Source organism: Gellertiella sp. DMC107 (assembly GCF_056313605.1).
The window spans coordinates 832,308-853,209 of the sequence record NZ_JBQUZZ010000001.1 but is presented as its reverse complement, the minus strand read 5'-3'; the positions used below and the strand labels follow the sequence as shown (position 1 = coordinate 853,209).

Genomic DNA, 20,902 nt, shown 5'->3' with positions numbered 1-20,902 from the left:
AACCACCGTCCTTCGGACCCTCCCCCTCATGGCGCGAAGCTTGTCCGGATGGGGATCACCACGCCGCGCTCCCTCCTTGAACCGGCCACAAAAGCCTTTTATATGGCGGGAATTGCCTGAAAGGGCGAGGATCGAGGGCCGCCGGGGCCTTTAACCCCGGGCGGATAAGCGGAAAGTGTGCCCTGACATGAACAGTCTGGATTTCGACAAGAAGCCGGAAGATACGCGGGTGGTGGTCGCCATGTCGGGCGGCGTGGACAGCTCCGTGGTGGCCGGTCTGCTGAAGCGCGAGGGCTATGATGTGCTCGGCATCACCTTGCAGCTCTACGATCACGGGGCGGCCGTGCACCGGCCGGGCTCGTGCTGCGCGGGGCAGGATATCGACGATGCGCGGCGCGTCTGCGAGACGCTCGGCATTCCCCATTATGTGCTGAATTACGAGCAGCGCTTTCGCGAAACGGTGATCAATCCCTTTGCGGAAAGCTATGTGGCCGGCGAAACGCCGATCCCCTGCGTGGCCTGTAACCAGACGGTCAAGTTTGCCGATCTGCTGGCCACCGCGAAGGATCTGGGCGCCGATGCGCTGGCGACCGGCCATTACATCGCCTCGAAGGCCAATCCGCAGCCCGGCCATCCCGGGCGGCGGGCGCTTTTCCGGCCCGTGGACAGCGACCGCGACCAGAGCTATTTCCTGTTTGCCACCACGCAGGAGCAGATCGATTACCTGCGCTTTCCGCTCGGCGGCTATTCCAAGGCCGAAACCCGGAAAATGGCCGAGGTCATGGGCCTGACCGTGGCCGCAAAGCCCGACAGCCAGGACATCTGCTTCGTGCCGCAGGGCAAATATACCGACATCATCAACAAGCTGAAGCCGGATGCGGCGCTTTCGGGCGAGATCGTGCATCTGGACGGGCGGGTGCTCGGCCGGCATGAGGGCATCCTGAACTACACGATCGGCCAGCGGCGCGGCATTGGCATCGCCACGGGCGAGCCGCTCTATGTGGTCTATCTCGATGCGCGCGGGCGGCGCGTGGTCGTCGGTCCGCGCGAGGCGCTGGAAACGCGCCGCGTCTATCTGCGCGACGTGAATTGGCTCGGCGATACGGACCTCGAACAGGCGGCCGCCGCAGGCTTTTCCTGCTACGCCAAGGTGCGTTCCACCCGCCCGCCGAAGCCGGCGCTGCTGAAACGGGACGAGACCGGCCTCTATGTGGAGCTTGCCGAGGGCGAGGCCGGCATCGCGCCCGGACAGGCCTGCGCGCTCTTCTCCGGCGAAGGCGCCTATGCCCGCGTCTGGGGCGGCGGCTTCATCGCCCGCTCGGAACGCTCGGCGGATGCAGAGGCCGCGCTGAAGCAGCTTCTGGACCAGCCGGCAGCCGCCTGAGCAGATTTTCTCTCCCGCGAGCCGGGGGAGAAACCTGCCTGTCAAAAACCTTCACGCTTTCGCGCCGAGGTGCTTGACAGGCCGAAGCCGCCCGCCTATTAAGCCGCTCATCCGAACGGCGCGCGGCGAATTCGCAAGGCGAAACAAGGCGCGGCACCGGTCTGGCGGGGTAGCTCAGGTGGTTAGAGCAGCGGAATCATAATCCGCGTGTCGGGGGTTCGAGTCCCTCTCCCGCTACCATCTTTCTCCAATGATTACAGATAGTTATGGCCTCTTTTGAGGGGGTGCTCGGCGTGGACGCCGATGTGGGTGTCGCCTGAGGATTTTCCGGAGCGGTCATCGCATCGCGCACCCGCGCTTTCTCCGACAGGATGGTCTCCGATGGTTCACGGCGATCGTTCCATGAAGGCGACGGGGAGGCGTGTCAGGGGGGATCTGTTCTATCTGGATCGCTGGCTGGCAATGGCATCCATAGCGATTGCCATTACCTTTAGGTCCTCATCCGACAGCGCATTTGCAGCGGCTGCTATTCTCGCTTTCAGTATGTCAACAGCCGTAAGCTGATCAGGTTTGTCATAGAAACTCAGCAATGCGTTTGGTGAGCTTTCAAGAACAGTTGCGATCCTGACCAATGTCGCAAGATCGGGCTCGCGTCGACCCGTGATATAGTTGCCATACCGGCGCTCCGTTAGTCCGGCACGCCGAGCGACTTCGGCATTGGATAATCCAAGCTCCTGCGCACGCCGCTTCAAATTTGTCGAGAACGATTCCATAGGAACAGATTGTTCCTGACAAAGACCACGGGTCTATGTACAATATGGCGTTATAAAACCTGTCATATTGTGGTTGTCATGGCTGCTTCGTTTTCCGATTTCCTGCCGTTCCTCGTCATAGGCGGTGTTGCACTGATCGCAGCCATCCATCACACGTGGGAATTCCGGATTCTCCCGCATCGAATACCGCCTGAAGACATCAGGCGCCTCGTCGACGAGCTCATCGCCCGCCACGGTGACCGGGCCGAGGAAGTGGCCTACATCAATGAAGACCGTGCGTGGCGTTACAGCGATACGCGGGAACAGGGTAAGTGGCGGCGGGTTCGCGATGAGTTGCGGCGACGTTCGGCGCAGGGGGGCGGATAGCGCATCCGTTTCGAGGGGGTGGCGATGGTGCGCCGACGCCGCCTTCGCCCGCTTCGGCTCAGGCGGTATCGGGCCTTTAGCGGCGGGGAGTGCCGGCCTTGCCGGCGCCGGCCCAGGCCATGTGCAGGAGCGGCTCCATCATGTCGTCCGGCAGGGCGGAGAGACGGAGCTCGGTCCAGCCTTGCAGGCCCCACTTGTTCGGAACAGGCCGCATGGCCTCGCCCAGCACGGCGCACCAGTGCTGTTGCTGTTCGGGGAGCAATTTCACATTGGCGGCCGCTTCATCGGGGGAGAGCGTGGCGTAGATCACGCGTCGGCGGAAGGCCCGGCGTTGGCCGTGAGGGACCTCCACGGTGCCCTCCAGCGAGAGCGCAATCTGAGCAAATCGGCTGTTCATCCGGTTACCTTCCCTGCTTTTGCCTGCTCCCGCAAGGGATCGGGCAGGTTCGACCCGACGGGCCCTGTTGCGGAGGCGTACCGGGCAGGGGGCCAGGCAGTTTGCAGGGATCGCCGTGCCTGGCCCGGAGCGCGGCAAACGGCAAGGAAACGTTTCAGCCGATCGGCTGCCCACATCGCATGGCTCCCTGTCTTGTTCACGGGCCAAGTATCGGGAGGCGGCGGCGCGATGACCAACGCAAATCCAGGTGGTTCGCATAAGGAGTCTTTATCCGCATGGCCTTCACGCTTCCTCCTCTCGCCGCCTTGCGCGCCTTCGAAGCGGCGGCCCGCCTCGGAACCTTCACGCGGGCGGCCGAGGAGCTCGGCATGTCGCAAGCGGCGGTGAGTTACCGGATCCGCATCCTCGAAGAGCGCATCGGCACGCCGCTGTTCGTCCGCACCGCCCGCAAGGTCACGCTGACGAAAACCGGCGAGGCGCTGTCTGCCACCGCGACGGGGGTGTTTGCCGATCTGTCTCAGGCCTACAAGGCGGCGCGCAACGAGGCTTCGGCGCAGCTCTCGATCACCTCTCCGCAAACCTTTGCCTCGAACTGGCTTTCGGAACGGCTGGCGCAGTTTCAGCGCGCCAACCCCGATATCGCCATCACCCTCGATACGTCGCCGCGGATCATCGATCTGGTGAAGGAGGACGTCGACCTGGCGATCCGGATCGGAAACGGCAGATGGCCGGGACTTGCGCGGGATTTCCTGTTCTGCGGCGCGTATGCGCCCATGCTGTCTCCCCAGCTCGCCGAGAGCATCGGCGGGATCAGGACGCCGGCGGATCTCTATCGCCTGCCCTTTCTCGGTCATACCGATCCGTGGTGGAAGGCGTGGTTCGAGCTTTCGGAGACGGCCTTCCACCCGGAGCGGATCATTCCCGGCCCCACCTTCTGCGTCCAGTTCTACGATGCGGTGGCGGCCATTGCCGGCCAGGGCGTCTCCATCCTCACCTGTGCCCTTTACGAAGCCCATGTTCAGGATGGGCGACTGGTTCAACCCTTTCCCCTTCGCGTTTCCAAAGGGCAGGATTATTGGCTGACCTATCCGGAAAACCGGAGAACCCTTCCGAAGATCAGGCGTTTTCGGGAGTGGCTGCTCGAGGAAACCCGGGTGCTGAGACAAGGCGGATAGGCCGCCGTTCGGCCCCCTGGTGACGGAACGGGGTCAGCCAGACCTTCGGAAAGGAGCCCGGCCATGCATCCTCTCGTCCAGGTTCTGACCTGTTTTCTCCTCGCGGTCACGATGGGCCTGTCGCTGGCACATGCCCTCGAATATCCCGGCAAGCGGCGGCTGGATGAAGCGGCCTATCGCGCGACACAGACAATCTACTATCCCGGCTTCACGCTCGGAGGCCTGTTCGGCGAGCTTGGCGGCATGATCGCGGTCGGCGCGATCCTCGTCTGGGGCACGCTTGGCGACACGCCGTTCTGGGCCGTTAGCGCCGCCTTCGTCTTCCAGCTTCTGGCGCATGCGACCTACTGGATCCTGACCCATCCGGTCAATTCCGTCTGGATGAAGGACAGCGCGCTGCCGACGGTAAGCCGGTCTTTCTTCGGGTCCGCGGCCAACCCGTCCGGTGACTGGCGGCGCATGCGCGATATCTGGGAAATGTCCCACATCATCCGCGCGGCCTTTCACGCCATCGCCTTTATCGCCTTTGTGGTGGCGCTGATTTCGTGATGCCCCGAAAGCGGTTGGCGAGACGCAGCCCGGCCCGTGCTGCCCCGCGCCCGGCTGTCGGGGAAAGCCGGTTCGCGTCCACGCCGGTTGCAGGTTCGGCTCAATCCGCCACGGCGGCAATGGCATCCATCTCGAAGAGGATGTCCGGATGGAAAAAGCCGGTCACCTGCAGAAGGGTGCTGGCCGGCGGGTTCTCCCCCGTCACGAAACCGTCGCGCACCCGCCGGAGCGTCGCCAGATGGTTCATGTCGGTGACATAGAGCCCCAGCTTGACCAGATCCTTGAGGCCAGCGCCATTGGCCTGCAGCGCCCATTCCAGATTGCGGAAAACCTGAAGTGCCTGGGCTTCGAAATCGCCCTTGCCGATCAAGTTGCCCTCCGCATCGAAGGGGACCTGCCCCGACACATAGATGGTGCGGGCGCCCGCCGCCACGGCGACGGTGTGGGCATAATTGGCGGTCTTGGGTAGGGTCGGGGGCGAGCGGAAATCGAGGAGCGGCATGGATCAGTCCTTGCGGTTGTCGGCAGGCCGTTCATGCTTGCTGCGGAGCGGCGGTGCTGTCAACGCGGAGAAAAGGGCGCGTTTCGGGCTCCGGCAGAAGCAGGCCCTCTAGCCGCTTCGTTTGCCCCATTCGGCGACGGCAATACCTGACAGGGCCAGCGTCAGCGCCGCGATGTGGTAGGCGTGAAGCGACTCGCCGAGAATGGCGATGGAGAGCAGGGTGCCGAAGACCGGGACGAGGTTGATGAAAAGGCCCGCGCGGTTCGGGCCGATGCCCTCGACGCCGAAGATATAGAAGACCTGCGCCACGAGCGAGGCGAAGACCCCGGTATAGAGCGTGACGGCGATGCCGGTGGCATCGGGCCAGAGGGCTGCGCCCGACTGCACCTCCCAGAAAACCAGCGGCAGGGAGGCAAGAGCTGCGCCGAGCGCCGGCACCGCCATCAGGCTTTTCCAGTTCATGTCGGGCCGATAGCGCAGGAAGATCGTGTAGACCGCATAGGCCAGCACGGCGAGCAGCATCAGGCCGTCCCCGAAATTCAGCTTCAGGCCGACCAGGGTGGACATGTCGCCCCGGGCCGCGATCAGCAGCACGCCGGCGAGCGTCAGCACGAAGCCGGCGATCTGCATGGGAGAGATGCGGGTGGCGAACAGCAGGAAGTTGAAGGCGAAGATCAGCATGGGAATGCCGGCCTGGATGATCGCCACATTGATGGCGCTCGTATAGAGAAGGGCCGAATAGAGCAGCGCATTGAACAGGGCGTAGCCGACAATGCCGTAACCGGCGAGAAGCGGCAGATTCCGGCGAATGACGGGCCAGTCGCGGCGGATTTCCGGCAGGCCGATGGCGAGAATCATCAGGAAGGCCACGAACCAGCGGCTGAAGGTCAGCACCATCGGACTGACATGGCCGATGGCGATCTTGCCGGCCACGGCATTGCCGCCCCAGGCGAGGGTGGTGACGATCAGAAAAATATAGGATTTCAGGCGCAAGGGCCGGCTCCTTGGGGTCTCGAGCGACTGCCGTTGATACCGGAAATTTCCGTTCTGTGCGCCTAAATCGGTGCAATGTCACGCAAAAACCCGGATTGTGCGCTGATACGCGATAGCTTTCCCGGAAACAAAACAGTATAGATGCGCGGGTTTGGCGGGGCTTTGGCCCGCTTTTTGGTCTTTGAGGGTACTGAGATATGACGAATGTCGTGGTTGTCGGCTCGCAGTGGGGCGACGAGGGCAAGGGCAAGATCGTGGACTGGCTTTCCGAGCGCGCCGATGTGGTCGTGCGTTTCCAGGGCGGTCATAATGCCGGCCACACGCTTGTGATCGATGGCGTCAGCTACAAGCTCTCCCTCATGCCTTCCGGCGTCGTTCGTCCCGGCAAGCTGGCCGTCATCGGCAATGGCGTGGTGGTGGATCCGCATGCGCTTCTCACCGAAATCGACAAGCTCGCCGCCCAGGGCGTAAAGGTCACGCCGGAAAACCTGCGCATTGCCGACAATGCCACGCTCATTCTGTCCGTTCACCGCGAGCTCGACGGCATGCGCGAGGACGCGGCCGCCGCGACCGGCACCAAGATCGGCACCACCCGCCGCGGCATCGGCCCGGCCTATGAGGACAAGGTCGGCCGCCGCGCCATCCGCCTGATGGATCTCGCCGAACCGGAAGCGCTGGCCGCCAAGGTGGATCGGCTTCTCGCCCACCACAATGCGCTGCGGCGCGGCTTCGGCGTGGCCGAAATCGCCCATGACCAGCTGATGCAGGAACTGACCTCCATTGCCGACCGCGTGCTGCCCTTCCGGGACACGATCTGGCTGCTGCTCGACAAGGAGCGCCGCCGCGGTGCGCGCATCCTGTTCGAAGGCGCGCAGGGCTCGCTGCTCGATATCGATCACGGCACCTATCCCTTCGTCACCTCGTCCAACACGGTGGCCGGCCAGGCGGCGGCGGGTTCCGGCATGGGTCCGGGATCGCTCGGCTATATTCTCGGCATCACCAAGGCCTATACGACCCGCGTCGGCGAAGGCCCGTTCCCGACCGAACTTCACGACGAGGTCGGCCAGTTCCTGGGCGAGCGCGGCCATGAATTCGGCACCGTGACCGGGCGCAAGCGCCGTTGCGGCTGGTTCGATGCGGCGCTGGTGCGCCAGTCGGTTGCCACCAACGGCATCACCGGCATCGCGCTGACCAAGCTCGACGTTCTCGACGGTCTCGACGAGCTGAAAATCTGCGTCGGCTACATGCTGGATGGCGAGCGCATCGACCATCTGCCCGCCTCGCAGGCGCAGCAGGCCCGCGTCGAGCCGGTCTATGTCACGCTGGAAGGCTGGAAGGAATCGACCGTCGGCGCCCGGAAATGGGCGGATTTGCCGGCCCAGGCGATCAAATATGTGCGTCAGGTGGAGGAATTGATCGGTGCGCCGGTCGCTCTCCTGTCCACAAGTCCCGAACGGGACGACACCATACTTGTGACCGACCCGTTTGAGGACTAATGTCGCGGCTTGTTTTAGGTTAGCAAGGTGTAAACCGTGTTCACGAGAAAATACTGATGGCGGATTTTGTAGCAGTCATACGCAGGGCGGTGGACGGTTTGTCCGACAACACGCCGGAACTGCGCGCCAAGGTGTATGAAAAGGCCCGCGGTGCCGTTCTCCGACAGCTGGAGAGCATGAAGCCGCGTCCGCCCGAGGAAATGCTCCGCCGTCAGCTGGAAAAGCTCGAGACTGCCATTCGCGAGGTCGAGGCCGAGCATGCGGAGGCGCTGGCTGCGCCGGAAGAGGTGGAAACGCTGAGCCCCGAGCCGGTATACGAGGATGCCGCCCCGGCGCCCTCCGTTCCGGAACCGCAAGCCGAAGCCCCTTCCGCCGTGGAGCCTGTCCATGCCGCCGAGGCTGTGGTTGCTCCCGACATGGAACCGGTTTCCGCGCCCGCCTTTGAAGCCCCGGCGGCCGCGCCGCAGGACGTGGTGCCCGCTCCGGCCGCAGAGCCGGTCGTCGAGGCCAGCCCCGCGCCGCCGGTCTGGGATCAGGCTCCCGTCAGCGCGCCCGAATCGCCGTCCGTTCCTTCCGCGCCCGTTCCCGAGCCGCAACCCGTTCCCGTGCCTCAGCCCGCCCCCGTTGTCGCGTCGCCGGTCAAGGCGCCGACGCTCTGGGACGACGAGAGCTGGGCCGACGAGGACGTACCGCAGCCGGCCACGCCCGTTGCGCCTGCGCCTCTGCCCGCGGCATCGCCGGTAGCGCCCGAGCCGATCCCGGCCTTCCCGGCCGCCGTCGAGCCGGAGACGGCTCCCGTTCCGGTCGCAGACGAAAAACCGGTCCCGCCGCCCGCTTCGCCCGTCTGGGATGAGGCCGTTCCGGCTCCGGCGGCCGCTTCGCTTCCGGCAAGCACGGCGCTCGAAACCTATCCGGGCTTCGAGATCGAAGATCCCACCGAAAAATATGCCGCCATCGAGCCGGTCCCCGTGGTGGAGCCGCAGCCGGAGCCCCTGTCGCAGCCGGAATGGCCGACGGGTGGCGTGGATGTGGATGCCAATGCGCGCATCGACGCGGAAGAATGGGCGGCAACCGCCCAGTACGAACCGGTCGCCCATGCGGATGCGCCGACCATCGAGCAGGAAACCGGCCTTGCCGTGCTGCCCGATCAGCCCGTGGCCGATCCGCTGGCCTGGTCCGGCGATCTCGACCCGGTCCCGGCCGCGCCTGAAGCGCCGGAGCCCCTTCATGCGGATCTGTCCGCACCTGCGCAGGACTATTTCGACGCGCCCGTTCTGACGGCGCAGGCTGAAAGCACTGCCCCCGTCGAGCCCGAACCGTTGGCACCGGTCGTCCCCGCGACGGTCGCCCCCGTGGCGCAGCCTCCGGTATCCCAGCCCGCAACGGCAAAGCCCGTGGCCAGCCTCGACGACGACTGGGACCTGCTTGGGGCCGATCTGCCGCCGCTGAAGAGCCAGCCTGCGCCCGCCGCGCCCGCCGCCGCTTCGCAGGCCTGGGACGACGGGATCTTCGACGAGGTGCGTCCGGCCGCCCCGGCCGCCAAAAAGCCTGCGGTCGAGGAAGAGCAGTGGGAGCCCTTTGAGGATTTCGATGCCTATGAGGGGCCGGCCGACACATCCCGCGGGGATGAGGACGATACGGACGACCTGCTCTATACCAATGTGGAAAAGCCGGCGCGGTCCTACCGGATCGAGCCCAAGCGCCGCTTCGATTTCACCTCCATCGGGCTTGGTCTCCTGGGCCTTCTGCTCGTCGCCGGCTCCGGCTATGGCGCCTGGGTGTTTCGCGATACACTGAGCGGTCTGGTGACCGGGCTCGTCTCGTCGCCGCCGAACGAGGTGAAGCCGAAGACCGAGACCGGGAAGGCGGACACCGGCAAGACGCCGGCGACCAAGCCGGCCAGCGGCGAAAAGCCGGCGACCGGCAAGACCGCGCCGCAGGAAACCGCGACCGCCGAGCCGGAAATCCAGAAGTTTACCCAGCGTCTGCAGGCGGATGGCTCGGAAGTGGACGAGGGCAAGGCCGCGACGGCCGGAAACGGGGAAGGCAAATCGGTTGCGCAGCAGACCGTCGCCTCCGCAGAGCCGGCAGCGGCAAACGTGCCCGGTGCCGGAACGCCGGCCACCACGACGACGCCCGACGCGACCATTCCCGTCGGCGTGTCGCAGAAGATGTATCTCTATGAGGAGCGGGTGGGCCAGACCTCCCCGGTCGCCATCGAGGGCGCCGTCGTCTGGTCGCTGAAGAAGGAAGCCGGTGCGGACGGCAAGCCGGAAACCACGGTGGAAGCCCAGGTTTCGGCCCCGGAGCGCAATCTTTCGGCGCTGATCACCTTCAAGCGCAATCTCGATCCGTCGCTTCCGGCCAGCCATCTGGTGGAACTGGTCTTCTCGATTCCGAAGGATTTCGAGGGCGGCGCCATCGAGAGCGTGCAGCGCGTGGCGCTGAAGCAGACCGAGCAGGATCGCGGAGACCCGCTGATCGCCGTGCCGGCCAAGATCACTGACGATTTCCACATGATCGCGCTCAACGATTTTGCGGATGCCCGGGCGTTCAATCTCAAGCTTCTGGAAACCCGCGACTGGATCGACATTCCCGTGACCTATCGCAACGGCCGCCGCGCCCTGATCACCATGGAAAAGGGCTCCACCGGCAGCGAAGCGTTCAAGGCCGCGATCCGCGACTGGAATGCGCAGGACGGCACGTCCGCAGGCGGGCAGGCCCCGGCCCAGCCCTGATCGCGGGCGGCTGCGAAGACCCTACGAAAACGGCCCGGATGAACATCCGGGCCGTTTCTTTTTGTATCTCGGGTTTTCGGCGAAGGGGGCTCACGCCTCGACGAGGCGAAGGGCCTTCTGGCGTTCGGCGGCGTCCTTCTGGACCGCTTCCTGCACCTTCTCGAAGGCGCGGACCTCGATCTGGCGGACGCGCTCGCGGCTGATGTCGAACTCGGCGGAGAGATCTTCCAGGGTGGACGGATCTTCCGAGAGGCGACGCGCCTCGAAAATGCGACGTTCGCGATCGTTCAGCACACCCATGGCGCGCGCCAGCATGCTGCGGCGGCTTTCCAGCTCGTCCTGTTCGATCAGCACGGTTTCCTGGCTGTCGTGGTCATCGACCAGCCAGTCCTGCCACTGGCCGGATTCGCCTTCGGAGGCGCGGATCGGCGCGTTCAGCGAGGCGTCGCCCGACAGGCGGCGGTCCATGGAGACCACTTCCTCCGGCGTCACGTTCAGCTTGGTGGCGATCTGCTCGATCTGGTCGGGCTTCAGGTCCCCGTCGTCGATGGCCTGGATGCGGCCCTTGAGGCGGCGGAGGTTGAAGAACAGGCGCTTCTGGTTGGCGGTCGTGCCCATCTTCACCAGCGACCAGGACCGCAGCACATATTCCTGGATCGCGGCCTTGATCCACCACATGGCATAGGTGGCGAGGCGGAAGCCGCGGTCCGGATCGAATTTCTTCACGGCCTGCATCAGGCCGACATTGCCTTCGGAAACCACTTCGCCGATCGGCAGGCCATAGCCGCGATAGCCCATGGCAATCTTGGCCACGAGGCGCAGATGGCTGGTGACGAGCTTGTGGGCGGCGTCGCGGTCCTGATGTTCCTGGTAGCGCTTGGCGAGCATGTACTCTTCCTGCGGCTCCAGCATCGGGAACTTGCGGATTTCATCCAGATAACGGTTCAGACCGGCTTCACCGCCGGAAATGATAGGCATGGAACCACGGGCCATGGAGCACCCCCTCGTCGAGATCCCGGCTCCTGATGGGGATATCCCAAGGCGGCCGAGCGCAGCGGTCTGTTGGAAGCCCCGCCGCGACTTTTTCAGATAATAACCGGCTTATGGCCTTTCAAGGGCAGGACGGCGGAATTTGTTCCCGTTTTTTTCCGGTTACTTTCCGTGCCTAGTCCCGCAGGGCCTCCACGAGGGCTTCCATGTCCTCGAGCATGGGGGCTTCGAAATGCATGACTTCGCCGGTGGACGGGTGTTCGAAGGCGAGCAGGAAGGCGTGCAGCGCCTGGCGGTCGAAGCCGTTCACCACCGCCTTGGCGGCGTCCGGCAGGAGGTTCGCCTTGGTGCGGAAGGCCGAGCCGTAATCCGCATCGCCGATCAGGGGATTGCCCATATGGGCCATGTGCACGCGGATCTGGTGGGTGCGGCCCGTTTCGAGCTGGCATTCCACCAGCGAGGCGAGGCAGGAGGCGTCGGGCTTTTCGTGGAAGCGCTCCACTACCTCGTAATGGGTGATGGCCTCGCGCGCATCCTCGCTCTCCTCGCGCTTGACGCTGCGCTTGGTGCGGTCTCCAGCCCGGCCGAGCGGCGCATCGATGGTGCCGCGCAGCTGGCGCGGGCGGCCCCAGACCACGGCGAGATAGGCGCGCTCCAGCGGGCCGGAACGGCCGTGATCGGCAAATTGGGCGGCGAGATGCCGGTGGGCCTGATCGTTCTTGGCGACCACCATGACGCCCGTCGTGTCCTTGTCGAGCCGGTGGACGATGCCGGGACGGCGCACGCCGCCGATGCCGGACAGCGAACTGCCGCAATGGTGTATCAGCGCGTTGACCAGCGTTCCCGTCCAGTTGCCGGCGCCGGGATGCACGACGAGGCCCGCGGGCTTTACCAGCACGATCAGGTCGTCGTCCTCGTAGAGCACGTCGAGGGGAATATCCTCGCCCTGGGGCACGGGGTCTTCGGGCTCCGGCAGCAGGATCTCGATCCGGTCGCCGAAGCGGATCTTGCGTTTCGGCTCGGTGATGACCGCGCCATTGATCGTCACGGCACCCTGTTCGATGAGCTGCTTGATGCGGTTGCGGGAGAATTCCCCCTCCAGCGTTGCCGTCAGCCACTGGTCCAGCCGGCCTTCGGCGCTTTCGTCAGCCGTCAGCACTTTCCTATTGGCTTCGGCTTCGGTAAAGGGGTCAGTCATCACTCTCGTTCCCGTGCTTGTCAGAAGCATCATGCGAGGCCGGTCGAAACGCTCGATCCATGACGGATCGCCAGCCAGGAAATGCACCTATCATGTCTCATGTGGACGACGACGAACAGGAAGACAAGCCGCTTGATCCGGTGATGGAACGGGTCCGGCGCAAGATGGTGCGGCTCCAGCTGATCTCTGCCGGCGTCATGGTCGTCATGCTTATGGCTGTCCTCGGCACGATTGTCTACAAGCTCACGCGTCCCGATCCGAAAGCGGCCAGCCAGTCGGTGGCGGGGTCGGGCATTCCGGTCGGCGAGAAGATCAAGGCGGTGGCAAGCCTGCCGCCGGGCTTCATCGTGCGGTCTGTCTCGCTTTCGGGCGGGCAGCTGCTGATCCATGGTCTGGCGAACGGCGCCACGGAGCAGGCGCTGGTCTTCGATATCGCGTCGGGCCGGATCGTCGCCGAAATCACCCTGCGCTGAGCGAAAGCCATGGCCGTGCCCGAGCGGATCGATGATCCCGCCGATCCCCGCGTCGCCCCCTTCCGGGATATTCGCGAGCGCGACCTGACCGGCCGGCAGGGCCGGTTCATCGCCGAGGGCACGGTGGTCCTGCGCATGCTTGCGGCCCATCACGGCGGTCCGGAAGGCTTCCTCGCGGAAAGCCTGCTGCTGCTCGAAAACCGCGTCGCAGGCCTTTCCGACATCGTGTCCGCCTTTCCGGAGGAGGTTCCGGTCTACACCGTCTCGCAGGCGGTGATGGACGGGATTGCCGGTTTCCACATGCATCGCGGCGTGCTGGCGCTCGGGCAACGCCGGCCGCGGGCGGATCTCGGCCAAAGGCTGGCGGCCCTGCCCGAAAAGGCGCTGGTGCTGGTGGCCGCCGGTCTTTCCAACCACGACAATATGGGATCCATCTTCCGCAATGCGGCCGCCTTCGGCGTCTCGCTGATCGTGCTCGACGAGACGTGCTGCGATCCGCTCTATCGCAAGGCCCTGCGCGTTTCGGTGGGTTCGGTGCTGTCCGTGCCCTATGCCCGGGGTGGCGATGCGGCCGCCTGTCTGGCGCTGCTGCAGGAAAACGGCTTTGCCGTCTGGGGCCTTTCGCCCTCGGGCGGAGTGGAAATCGGCGCCATACCCGCTGCCGCCCGCATGGCGCTGGTGCTTGGCACGGAAGGGGAGGGCTTGCCTGCCCCCATCCTTCGCCGGTTCCAGACCGCGCGCATTGCGCAAAGCCCCGGTCTCGACAGTCTCAATGTCGCAACCGCGAGCGGCATCGCGCTCTATTCCATCGGCACGCGGGGTGGCTTTGTTCCGGGGGCGTAAGCCGCACTAGGGCATGATCGCGCGGATGCGCTCGGCCAGGCTGCGACCGGCACTGTCATTGGCGGGGGAGGGGGCAGGCTGATCCACCAGCGCGGGGATGGGCGAGGCTTCGCCTTCTTCCGTCGCGGTGATGGCGACCATGCGGGCGGCCAGAGAGGCCAGCTCGTCCCGCAGGGCCGCATCATTGGCCGTATTGCGCGATTTCTGGAACTGCTCGGCCAAGGCGGCGGCCTGATGCCGGGCCTCGTCCTTCATGTCCGCCACGCTTTCCGCCGTGACCGGCGGCTCATCGAGGGAGGCGGAAACCGCCGTGCCGGGCTTTTTGCCGGCCTTGCGCTCGGGAAGGCTCTTCATCTGCCGGCGGGCGTCGCGGCTTTCGGCTGAAATCGCCTTGATCTTGTCGCGCAGGCGCTGGATTTCGCTGGCGCGGCGCTCGATCAGCGTGTCGCGGTCGGCCAGACCCGCCTGCTCGCGCGCGAGACGGTCCGACAGGCGAATGTTCTTGTGCTCTTCCTGCTGCAGGCGCTGCTCGGCCTCCTTGGCGCGGGTGGTGAGCAGCTTGACCTCGCGGCGCAGGCTGTCCCGTTCCTCGCGCAGGGACTGCACGCGGTAGCGGTCGTTCTCGGCCTGGGTGTTGCGCGCGGCGAGGTCGATCTTGGCATTGTCCCTTTCGGCGGCCACGCGCAGCGACTGGCGCTGGATATCCTCGATGGCGGCGACCTGCTCCGCAAGCGAGAGCTCCAGCCCGGAAATCTTTTCCTGGGCCTCCAGCAACTGGTTTTCCTTCTGACGCAGGGCGGAGCGCAGGTCTCCGGCCTCCGTGTTCATCTGGTCCATCTGCATCTTCATGGCCGCATTTTCGGCCCGCAGTTTCTGGGCCTCGCCCGACAGGTTTTCCTGGGCCACCTGCAGGGTGACGCGGCGCTCGCGTTCCTGGTTGAGTTCCTGCTGCGTGCGGGACTGTTCTGCCGCAAAGGCCGCACGCGCCATGTCGCGCTGGGCGCGCACTTCCTGCGGCGAAAGGGGCATGGTCGCCTTCAGGCGGTTTTCCGCATAGATGACGATGCGCTTCTGGATGGCGGGCGCGACCAGCATGGCCAGAAGCGCGGCAGCGAGAAAACCCAGCCCGAAAAGAAGCACGTATTCGATCACGGAAACACCGAAACTTGGGGCGTGCCAGCCGAGGGGGAGCCGTCGGTCTGGCCTGTTGATGTCATTAAGCACTCCCGCCCGGCAACTTCAAGCGGTAACCGCCCGAAGGCCGGGGGTTCCCGGTGCTTCAGAAGGGGTTCCAGGTGGGCTGGGTGGAGAGCTTGAGATAGCCGACATTGATGCCGAGCCGAGCGCCGATGCCGGTGCGGATGGGCACGATGATGACATTGTGGCTCTTCAGCACCGTCATGCCGACGCCGGCCACCACATAGGCCGAGCCGCTGACGCCGCCATAGCGGTTATAGAGGGAATCCAGGTTCGGCAGGTCATAGACCAGCATCATCACCCGGCTGCCCTGACCGCCATAATCGAGGCCGAGCGAGGGGCCTTGCCAGAAGACATCGTGCTGGCCGACATTCTTCGTGTAAAGATTGCCTTCGCCATAGGTCAGGCCGGCGATAAAGGCGCCCGACCCTTCCTGGCCGAGAATATATCCGTTGGGCAGGCCATATTGCTGGAAGGCGTTTTCGACCACCTTGGCGAGGCCGCCGCTGGTGGAGCCGAAGAAATCATGGCCCGCATCGACGATTTCCTGCACGGTGTACTGGCTGGAGCTGGCCGCCCGGGCCTGTGGCCCGGCCAGAATCGCCACGGCCAGGGCCAGTGATGACAGATAAAGAACGCGGGCGAGGCGCGATGCCATCCGCCCGATCCCCGAAAGACGCCGTTTGTGGTGCATCCGTTCCTCCACTAGAAAGGGTTCGTGTCTTGCCGTCGCCCCGTAAATGCATTTTGCGCGGATCGGATTAACAATCGGTTTACCAAATATGGTGTCATTATGGCGGGTCAATTTACCGATCCGCTAAGGTCGCGGTCGGAGGCGGTTCCGGTTCTGCTGACCGAGGGGGAAGCGGGGCCTGAACCGATGTGTTATTTTTTTATCCATTCCGTATGAGGCGGACATCGCCGCGGCGATGCAGATTTCAGGAGGGCTGAATGTCCAGGAATCCCAATCTTACCCTGAGCGGCGCCGATCTCGCCGCCCTGCTGTGCAGCCGGGTCTGCCATGACGTGATCTCGCCGGTCGGTGCGATCAACAACGGCCTGGAGCTGCTGGACGAAAGCGGCAGCGACGCGGATGCGATGGATCTGATCCGCACCAGTGCGCTCAATGCTTCGGTGCGGCTGAAATTCGCCCGCCTTGCCTTCGGCGCGTCCGGCTCGGTCGGCGCCTCGATCGACACGGGCGAGGCGGAAAAGGCGGCCAAGGATTTTGCCGCCGCGGAAAAGAAGACCGAAGTCGTCTGGAACGGCCCGCGCGCCATCATTCCGAAGAACCGGGTCAAGCTGCTGCTCAACCTGTTCCTGGTCGCCTATGGCTCGATCCCGCGCGGCGGCGTCGTGACGGTCACGCTGGAAAATCCGGAATTCGACGCCCGTTTCACCCTGACCGCCAAGGGCCGGATGATGCGCGTGCCGCCGAAATTCATCGAAATCTATGCCGGTACCGTGGAAGAGGCCATCGATGCCCATTCCATCCAGCCCTATTATACGGTGCTGCTGGCAGACGAAACCGGCATGACGCTCAACCATACGGTGACGCCAGAGGAAATCACCTATACGGCAGTCGTTCCGGCCTGAGGCAACAAAGGCCCGATCTGACCCTGTTGCAGTAACGATTCCTTAGTCGCGCGCCGTTACGCTCCTGCATATTGTCGTAGACGCCCGCCATGGGCCGGGAGGCAAGACGATGCAACGTCTGATGATAGCAGACGGATCCGACGTGGTCCGAAAGGTCGGGAAACGGATCCTGACCGAACTGAACTTCATGGTCTTCGAAGCGGGATCTGCGGAGGAGGCTTTGCATCGTTGTGAAGCCGACATGCCGAATATCCTCATCGTCGATGCCGGTCTGGAAGGGGCGATCGAGCTGATCAGCACCCTTCGCACCCTGCCGAACGGCAAGGATGTGCGAATCTATTACTGCGTCGTCGAGGCGGATCTGAAGAAGATGATGATGGGCAAGCGGGCAGGGGCAAACGATTTCCTGCTGAAGCCCTTCGACCGCAAGATCCTGACCCAGGCTTTTGCCGGACTGTCCGTCGCGGCCTGACCGGACCTTCCCCCTTTCTCGCGCAACGAAATTCAGACCGCCGGTTCACCAGCCGGCGGTTTTCGTTTGCAAGGGTATCCCGGGGGAGGGATCGCGCTCGCGCGCGGCCTATGCCGCACAAGAAAATCCCGCCGGTCGGAGACGGGCGGGATCCTTGATCGTTGCAGCTTTTCAGGGAGGCAATCAGGCGGTTTCGAGATAATCCGAACCGTCGGGCTCGCGCAGCACATAGCCACGGCCCCAGACCGTTTCGATGTAGTTCGCACCGCCGGCCGCATTGGCCAGTTTCTTGCGCAGCTTGCAGATGAAGACGTCGATGATCTTCAGTTCGGGCTCGTCCATGCCGCCATAGAGGTGGTTCAGGAACATTTCCTTCGTGAGGGTGGTGCCCTTGCGGAGCGAGAGCAGCTCCAGCATCTGGTATTCCTTGCCGGTCAGGTGAACGCGCTGGCCGCCGACTTCGACCGTCTTGGCATCCAGGTTCACGATCAGGTCGCCGGTGGCAATAACCGACTGCGCATGACCCTTCGAACGGCGCACGATCGCATGAATGCGCGCCACCAGTTCGTCCTTGTGGAAAGGCTTGGTCATGTAATCGTCGGCGCCAAAACCGAGACCGCGGACCTTGTCCTCGATGCCAGCCATGCCGGAGAGGATCAGAATGGGTGTCTTTACCTTTGACAGGCGCAGTGTTCTCAGCACTTCGTAGCCCGACATGTCAGGAAGGTTCAGGTCAAGCAGGATGATGTCATAGTCATACAGCTTGCCGAGATCCACGCCCTCTTCACCGAGGTCTGTGGTATACACGTTGAAACTTTCAGACTTGAGCATCAATTCGATGCTCTGCGCGGTCGCGCTGTCGTCTTCGATGAGTAGAACCCGCATTTTTATCCCCTTTACCGCCGCATTAAGGTCGTCTTGGCCCCCTTACGCGATACGGATCCAGTCGTTGCCTGATTTGGAAGCTGCCACCAAATGGTTAACAAATTCTGATTCCCTCTGACAAGGTGTACCGAACTTATTAAATATTTTTAGCACTCCCCTGATTTCTCATAAGAATCTGACTTCAGGCTTGCTCACGTAAAACATGAGAAAAACCCGCTAACCGATTCTTCTGACTCACCTATGCAGATCATTGTTTTTCTGCATTCAGTGTTTACCTACCCTTAAAACCTCCCCCCTATCATTGACGATGCCCGTAAATGAAAGGTTACCAACGGTAGGTTTTTGTTAACGTCGCCCGATTTTTTTTAACGAAGACGGCGGCGGCAGGGCACTCGGGTTAATGAATTGAGTGGAGCCGGGGTCTCGTATCACGGGAGTATTGCGTATGAAGACGCGTGAGAGCCTAGTGCGCCTGAAAGAATTTCAGGTGAATGAAAAGCGCAGGCAGCTGCAGCAGCTGCAGGTGATGATGTCGGAATTCGAACGGATGGCGAAAGAGCTGGAAGCCCAGATCGCCCTCGAGGAGAAAAAGTCCGGTATTTCGGATCCGAACCATTTTGCCTATCCGACCTTTGCGAAGGCCGCCCGGCAGCGTGCAGACAATCTCCAGGTATCGATCCGGGAGCTGAAGGCACAGCAGGATGCGGCATCCGCAGCGCTGGAGGAAGTTCAGGCGGAATATAGCCGCGCTGCAGCCCTGGAAGAGCGTGACAGCGCGGTGCGTGCTCGCGCCTGACCAGAGGCAGGCAAGCCGTTAACCGGCGCCGGACAGACGAGGTCCGGCGGCAGGGAACCGATTGGTTTTTTTTGAAAGACCGCAGCGAACGGGGTGAGCCGTGCGCCTGCGGTTTTTTGCTTTTTCGGATCGGCGCGCCGCCTCCGGCAAAGACCGGTTCGTCAGGCGCGTTCCAGGCCTCGTCTTCAAGTTTCCGAACGAAGTCAGGTGGTTGCGCCTGTCACGGATAGCCTTCTGCCGGCGTTCAGGGGGCGGAAGACGGCAAACGAAAACCCGGCACGCCGAGGCGTCCGGGTTCTTTTCAGGCGCGGAATGCGGTCCCGATCAGTGACGGTATTGCTGAAGCCGCGTCGTCCGCAGGCCGGCCAGACCGTGATCGTTGATGGAGGCCTGCCAGGAAAGGAATTCCTCGACGGTCAGGGTATAACGCTCGCAGGCTTCTTCCAAGCTCAACAGGCCACCGCGCACCGCTGCAACCACCTCTGCCTTCCGGCGGATCACCCAACGGCGCGTATTGGCCGGGGGAAGATCCGCAATCGTCAGCGGGCTGCCATCGGGACCGATGACATATTTTACTCGGGGTCGAATCATTTCGGTCATTGGACTCTCTACACAAACTCAAGACCACATGAAGCGACTCTAGCCCTGCACCTTTAAAAATTGACTAAGCCGTTCGTGAAAATTTTCAGCATATTCATTGGCCTATGGGAAAACGTTCAAAACTTGATGCATGCCATTCCGTCTGCGTATAGAAAGCCCCGTTTCGCCCAACTGAATAATAATTATAACTGTTTTCAATAATAAACTTTTGTGCGCACCGATTTTTTCTTCCTCTCTCTTTCCCTTTTGTTGTTTTTGTTGAGAAAAAATTTCATCTGGAAGAGGGGACGGGGCCGGAACAGGGGAGAAGTTTGAGAAATTTCATCGCAATACAGTCCATGATGTCGATTATACTCGCGCGATAGCCATGCAAAAATGCAGGGGCATGCCCGGATTTCGCCGGTCCCTCAAAGAAAGTCCAGCATCAGTTCGGTTCTGTTCGGCCCAAAAGCAAGCTGGGCGGCGCCGGTATGCTGGAAATGCAGCGTATCGCCGGCATTCAGGCTGGCGATCGTGCTGAAGGACTGCGGAATGGAAATGAAACTGGCATTGCCCTTGGCGGTGAGTACCGTGATTCCGTCATTTTGTAGCAGCACGACGGCATGGCCTGTGGAGGTGTTGGCCAGCATGTTGACGGTGACGCGGTAAAGGCCGGTGACCGGGACGATGAGCTTCAGCCCCACCTGGGACGGCACGTCACCCCTCAGCACGAACTCACCCTGATTGATGCTAAAGGCTTGAAATCCCGAGAAAGCGCCGCTGGCGATCGACATGTTCTGGATGTTCATATGGGCGCGGCAGACGGGCTTTGCAGGCAGGCTGACCACGCCTTTCGGGTTCACCTGAATGGCGTTTTTCCAGCTTGTCCCGTCCGGAGACACCTTTAAGCCAATGTTAGCATTTCCGAGCAGCCCGAACTCGGCGCGCCCCGAAAAGCCGGTCTGGAAAAGCAGGGAGCCGGTTGCGGCGTCATCGGCCCGGTTGATCTTCATCTGGTGACCGGCGCCGCGATGGTTGAAGAGCGAAGCGGCGGCGCTGACGGCGAGGCGGTTGACGGTGTCGGGCGTTGCCCCCGCACCGATCATGTCCTGCACGAAGGGGGAGGGAAGCGGCAGCGGCTGCCAGCCGGTGCCGGTGAAATACACCGCCCTGCCGGTATCCGCCGCCCAGGCGAGCCAGCCGGTCGCGGGTGTCATGAAGATCCAGTCGCTATCCTGCAGGCAGGCAATATCGCCGGCATGGCCCTGCCAGAGACCGCTGGCCGGGGCGGTGACGGCATAGCATGCGCCCTCTTCGGGGTTGGCGGGCGGCGCGGCGAGCGCACCGGCCAGCACCAATTGCGCCAGCGCATCTAGACGCTGCAAGGCCTCGTTGTGGGTCACGTGTTTCTGCGCCTGATCGGGCATCAGGTAGGGCAGTTGCAGATTGGGGGAATTGTCGCTCATCGGGCACCTCCGGGTTCGGTCCGGATTATGGGTG

22 protein-coding genes and 1 tRNA gene are annotated in these 20,902 nt (G+C 63.3%); 12 read left to right on the top strand and 11 right to left on the bottom strand.

The window, feature by feature from the left end; translation table 11 throughout:
* The first annotated feature begins 187 nt into the window (after positions 1–187).
* Positions 188–1,384, top strand: coding sequence for a tRNA 2-thiouridine(34) synthase MnmA (gene mnmA, locus ACT54B_RS04005; protein WP_476042994.1), 1,197 nt, complete (start codon positions 188–190; stop codon positions 1,382–1,384).
* A 163-nt stretch (positions 1,385–1,547) separates the two neighbouring features.
* Positions 1,548–1,624: transfer RNA gene (locus ACT54B_RS04000), tRNA-Met, on the top strand.
* Between the two features lie 200 nt (positions 1,625–1,824).
* Here ACT54B_RS04000 and ACT54B_RS03995 read toward each other — a convergent pair.
* A complete protein-coding gene (locus ACT54B_RS03995) occupies positions 1,825–2,157 on the bottom strand; it encodes a helix-turn-helix domain-containing protein (RefSeq protein ID WP_476042993.1) in 333 nt (110 codons plus the stop codon).
* Positions 2,158–2,235: 78 nt separating this feature from the next.
* Here ACT54B_RS03995 and ACT54B_RS03990 point away from each other — a divergent pair, with 78 nt between their 5' ends.
* A complete protein-coding gene (locus tag ACT54B_RS03990; protein WP_476042992.1) occupies positions 2,236–2,523 on the top strand; it encodes a hypothetical protein in 288 nt (95 codons plus the stop codon).
* A gap of 76 nt (positions 2,524–2,599) precedes the next feature.
* Here the strand turns inward: ACT54B_RS03990 and ACT54B_RS03985 are convergent, their stop codons facing one another.
* A complete protein-coding gene (locus ACT54B_RS03985; protein WP_476042991.1) occupies positions 2,600–2,920 on the bottom strand; it encodes an MmcQ/YjbR family DNA-binding protein in 321 nt (106 codons plus the stop codon).
* 275 nt (positions 2,921–3,195) lie between these two features.
* Between ACT54B_RS03985 and ACT54B_RS03980 the strand changes: the two genes are divergently transcribed.
* Complete coding sequence (locus ACT54B_RS03980; protein ID WP_476042990.1) at positions 3,196–4,095, top strand: LysR substrate-binding domain-containing protein; 900 nt, start codon at positions 3,196–3,198, stop codon at positions 4,093–4,095.
* Positions 4,096–4,158: 63 nt separating this feature from the next.
* A complete protein-coding gene (locus ACT54B_RS03975; protein ID WP_476042989.1) occupies positions 4,159–4,644 on the top strand; it encodes a DUF1772 domain-containing protein in 486 nt (161 codons plus the stop codon).
* Between the two features lie 100 nt (positions 4,645–4,744).
* Here the strand turns inward: ACT54B_RS03975 and ACT54B_RS03970 are convergent, their stop codons facing one another.
* Positions 4,745–5,146, bottom strand: coding sequence for a RidA family protein (locus tag ACT54B_RS03970; RefSeq protein ID WP_476042988.1), 402 nt, complete (start codon positions 5,144–5,146; stop codon positions 4,745–4,747).
* A gap of 108 nt (positions 5,147–5,254) precedes the next feature.
* On the bottom strand, positions 5,255–6,139 hold the full coding sequence (locus ACT54B_RS03965; protein ID WP_476042987.1) for a DMT family transporter: 885 nt from the start codon (positions 6,137–6,139) through the stop codon (positions 5,255–5,257).
* A gap of 197 nt (positions 6,140–6,336) precedes the next feature.
* Between ACT54B_RS03965 and ACT54B_RS03960 the strand changes: the two genes are divergently transcribed.
* Positions 6,337–7,635, top strand: coding sequence for an adenylosuccinate synthase (locus ACT54B_RS03960; protein ID WP_476042986.1), 1,299 nt, complete (start codon positions 6,337–6,339; stop codon positions 7,633–7,635).
* A gap of 56 nt (positions 7,636–7,691) precedes the next feature.
* Positions 7,692–10,373 (top strand): DNA polymerase III subunit gamma/tau domain-containing protein, encoded by a 2,682-nt coding sequence (locus ACT54B_RS03955; RefSeq protein WP_476042985.1) that lies wholly within the window; start codon positions 7,692–7,694, stop codon positions 10,371–10,373.
* Positions 10,374–10,463: 90 nt separating this feature from the next.
* Here the strand turns inward: ACT54B_RS03955 and rpoH are convergent, their stop codons facing one another.
* Together rpoH and ACT54B_RS03945 are read right to left on the bottom strand one after the other, a co-directional pair.
* Entirely contained in the window at positions 10,464–11,366 is a 903-nt protein-coding gene (rpoH, locus tag ACT54B_RS03950) for an RNA polymerase sigma factor RpoH (protein WP_476042984.1), read from the bottom strand.
* 172 nt (positions 11,367–11,538) lie between these two features.
* Positions 11,539–12,561 (bottom strand): RluA family pseudouridine synthase, encoded by a 1,023-nt coding sequence (locus ACT54B_RS03945; RefSeq protein WP_476042983.1) that lies wholly within the window; start codon positions 12,559–12,561, stop codon positions 11,539–11,541.
* 92 nt (positions 12,562–12,653) lie between these two features.
* On the opposite strand from ACT54B_RS03945, the gene ACT54B_RS03940 reads away from it, so the two are divergent.
* Positions 12,654–13,034 carry a hypothetical protein gene (locus tag ACT54B_RS03940; protein ID WP_476042981.1) on the top strand — a complete coding sequence of 127 codons (381 nt, stop codon included), beginning with the start codon at positions 12,654–12,656 and terminating at the stop codon, positions 13,032–13,034.
* 9 nt (positions 13,035–13,043) lie between these two features.
* The gene (locus ACT54B_RS03935; protein WP_476042980.1) at positions 13,044–13,877 is read left to right on the top strand and encodes a TrmH family RNA methyltransferase; all 834 of its coding nucleotides are present in this window, start codon (positions 13,044–13,046) and stop codon (positions 13,875–13,877) included.
* Between the two features lie 6 nt (positions 13,878–13,883).
* Here the strand turns inward: ACT54B_RS03935 and ACT54B_RS03930 are convergent, their stop codons facing one another.
* Both ACT54B_RS03930 and ACT54B_RS03925 read right to left on the bottom strand, forming a co-directional pair.
* A complete protein-coding gene (locus ACT54B_RS03930) occupies positions 13,884–15,029 on the bottom strand; it encodes a hypothetical protein (protein ID WP_476042979.1) in 1,146 nt (381 codons plus the stop codon).
* Between the two features lie 127 nt (positions 15,030–15,156).
* Entirely contained in the window at positions 15,157–15,732 is a 576-nt protein-coding gene (locus tag ACT54B_RS03925; protein WP_476042978.1) for a DUF1134 domain-containing protein, read from the bottom strand.
* Positions 15,733–16,025: 293 nt separating this feature from the next.
* Here ACT54B_RS03925 and chpT point away from each other — a divergent pair, with 293 nt between their 5' ends.
* Both chpT and ACT54B_RS03915 read left to right on the top strand, forming a co-directional pair.
* Positions 16,026–16,670, top strand: coding sequence for a histidine phosphotransferase ChpT (gene chpT / locus ACT54B_RS03920; protein WP_476042977.1), 645 nt, complete (start codon positions 16,026–16,028; stop codon positions 16,668–16,670).
* Positions 16,671–16,779: 109 nt separating this feature from the next.
* Positions 16,780–17,142 carry a response regulator gene (locus ACT54B_RS03915; RefSeq protein WP_476042976.1) on the top strand — a complete coding sequence of 121 codons (363 nt, stop codon included), beginning with the start codon at positions 16,780–16,782 and terminating at the stop codon, positions 17,140–17,142.
* A gap of 183 nt (positions 17,143–17,325) precedes the next feature.
* Here the strand turns inward: ACT54B_RS03915 and ctrA are convergent, their stop codons facing one another.
* Positions 17,326–18,027 (bottom strand): response regulator transcription factor CtrA, encoded by a 702-nt coding sequence (gene ctrA / locus ACT54B_RS03910; RefSeq protein WP_183364403.1) that lies wholly within the window; start codon positions 18,025–18,027, stop codon positions 17,326–17,328.
* 445 nt (positions 18,028–18,472) lie between these two features.
* Here ctrA and ACT54B_RS03905 point away from each other — a divergent pair, with 445 nt between their 5' ends.
* On the top strand, positions 18,473–18,823 hold the full coding sequence (locus ACT54B_RS03905) for a flagellar export protein FliJ (RefSeq protein ID WP_476042975.1): 351 nt from the start codon (positions 18,473–18,475) through the stop codon (positions 18,821–18,823).
* A gap of 324 nt (positions 18,824–19,147) precedes the next feature.
* On the opposite strand, the gene sciP is transcribed toward ACT54B_RS03905, so the two are convergent.
* Together sciP and ACT54B_RS03895 are read right to left on the bottom strand one after the other, a co-directional pair.
* Entirely contained in the window at positions 19,148–19,423 is a 276-nt protein-coding gene (sciP, locus tag ACT54B_RS03900; RefSeq protein WP_476042974.1) for a CtrA inhibitor SciP, read from the bottom strand.
* Positions 19,424–19,830: 407 nt separating this feature from the next.
* Entirely contained in the window at positions 19,831–20,868 is a 1,038-nt protein-coding gene (locus ACT54B_RS03895; RefSeq protein WP_476042972.1) for a DUF2793 domain-containing protein, read from the bottom strand.
* Between the last annotated feature and the right edge of the window lie 34 nt (positions 20,869–20,902).

Coding starts and splice junctions, on each gene's coding strand:
- mnmA (WP_476042994.1), top strand. CDS start 188: ATGAACAGTCTGGATTTCGACAAGAAGCCGGAAGATACGCGGGTGGTG.
- ACT54B_RS03995 (WP_476042993.1), bottom strand. CDS start 2,157: ATGGAATCGTTCTCGACAAATTTGAAGCGGCGTGCGCAGGAGCTTGGA.
- ACT54B_RS03990 (WP_476042992.1), top strand. CDS start 2,236: ATGGCTGCTTCGTTTTCCGATTTCCTGCCGTTCCTCGTCATAGGCGGT.
- ACT54B_RS03985 (WP_476042991.1), bottom strand. CDS start 2,920: ATGAACAGCCGATTTGCTCAGATTGCGCTCTCGCTGGAGGGCACCGTG.
- ACT54B_RS03980 (WP_476042990.1), top strand. CDS start 3,196: ATGGCCTTCACGCTTCCTCCTCTCGCCGCCTTGCGCGCCTTCGAAGCG.
- ACT54B_RS03975 (WP_476042989.1), top strand. CDS start 4,159: ATGCATCCTCTCGTCCAGGTTCTGACCTGTTTTCTCCTCGCGGTCACG.
- ACT54B_RS03970 (WP_476042988.1), bottom strand. CDS start 5,146: ATGCCGCTCCTCGATTTCCGCTCGCCCCCGACCCTACCCAAGACCGCC.
- ACT54B_RS03960 (WP_476042986.1), top strand. CDS start 6,337: ATGACGAATGTCGTGGTTGTCGGCTCGCAGTGGGGCGACGAGGGCAAG.
- ACT54B_RS03955 (WP_476042985.1), top strand. CDS start 7,692: ATGGCGGATTTTGTAGCAGTCATACGCAGGGCGGTGGACGGTTTGTCC.
- rpoH (WP_476042984.1), bottom strand. CDS start 11,366: ATGGCCCGTGGTTCCATGCCTATCATTTCCGGCGGTGAAGCCGGTCTG.
- ACT54B_RS03945 (WP_476042983.1), bottom strand. CDS start 12,561: ATGACTGACCCCTTTACCGAAGCCGAAGCCAATAGGAAAGTGCTGACG.
- ACT54B_RS03940 (WP_476042981.1), top strand. CDS start 12,654: ATGTCTCATGTGGACGACGACGAACAGGAAGACAAGCCGCTTGATCCG.
- ACT54B_RS03935 (WP_476042980.1), top strand. CDS start 13,044: ATGGCCGTGCCCGAGCGGATCGATGATCCCGCCGATCCCCGCGTCGCC.
- ACT54B_RS03925 (WP_476042978.1), bottom strand. CDS start 15,732: ATGGCATCGCGCCTCGCCCGCGTTCTTTATCTGTCATCACTGGCCCTG.
- chpT (WP_476042977.1), top strand. CDS start 16,026: ATGTCCAGGAATCCCAATCTTACCCTGAGCGGCGCCGATCTCGCCGCC.
- ACT54B_RS03915 (WP_476042976.1), top strand. CDS start 16,780: ATGCAACGTCTGATGATAGCAGACGGATCCGACGTGGTCCGAAAGGTC.
- ctrA (WP_183364403.1), bottom strand. CDS start 18,027: ATGCGGGTTCTACTCATCGAAGACGACAGCGCGACCGCGCAGAGCATC.
- ACT54B_RS03905 (WP_476042975.1), top strand. CDS start 18,473: ATGAAGACGCGTGAGAGCCTAGTGCGCCTGAAAGAATTTCAGGTGAAT.
- sciP (WP_476042974.1), bottom strand. CDS start 19,423: ATGACCGAAATGATTCGACCCCGAGTAAAATATGTCATCGGTCCCGAT.
- ACT54B_RS03895 (WP_476042972.1), bottom strand. CDS start 20,868: ATGAGCGACAATTCCCCCAATCTGCAACTGCCCTACCTGATGCCCGAT.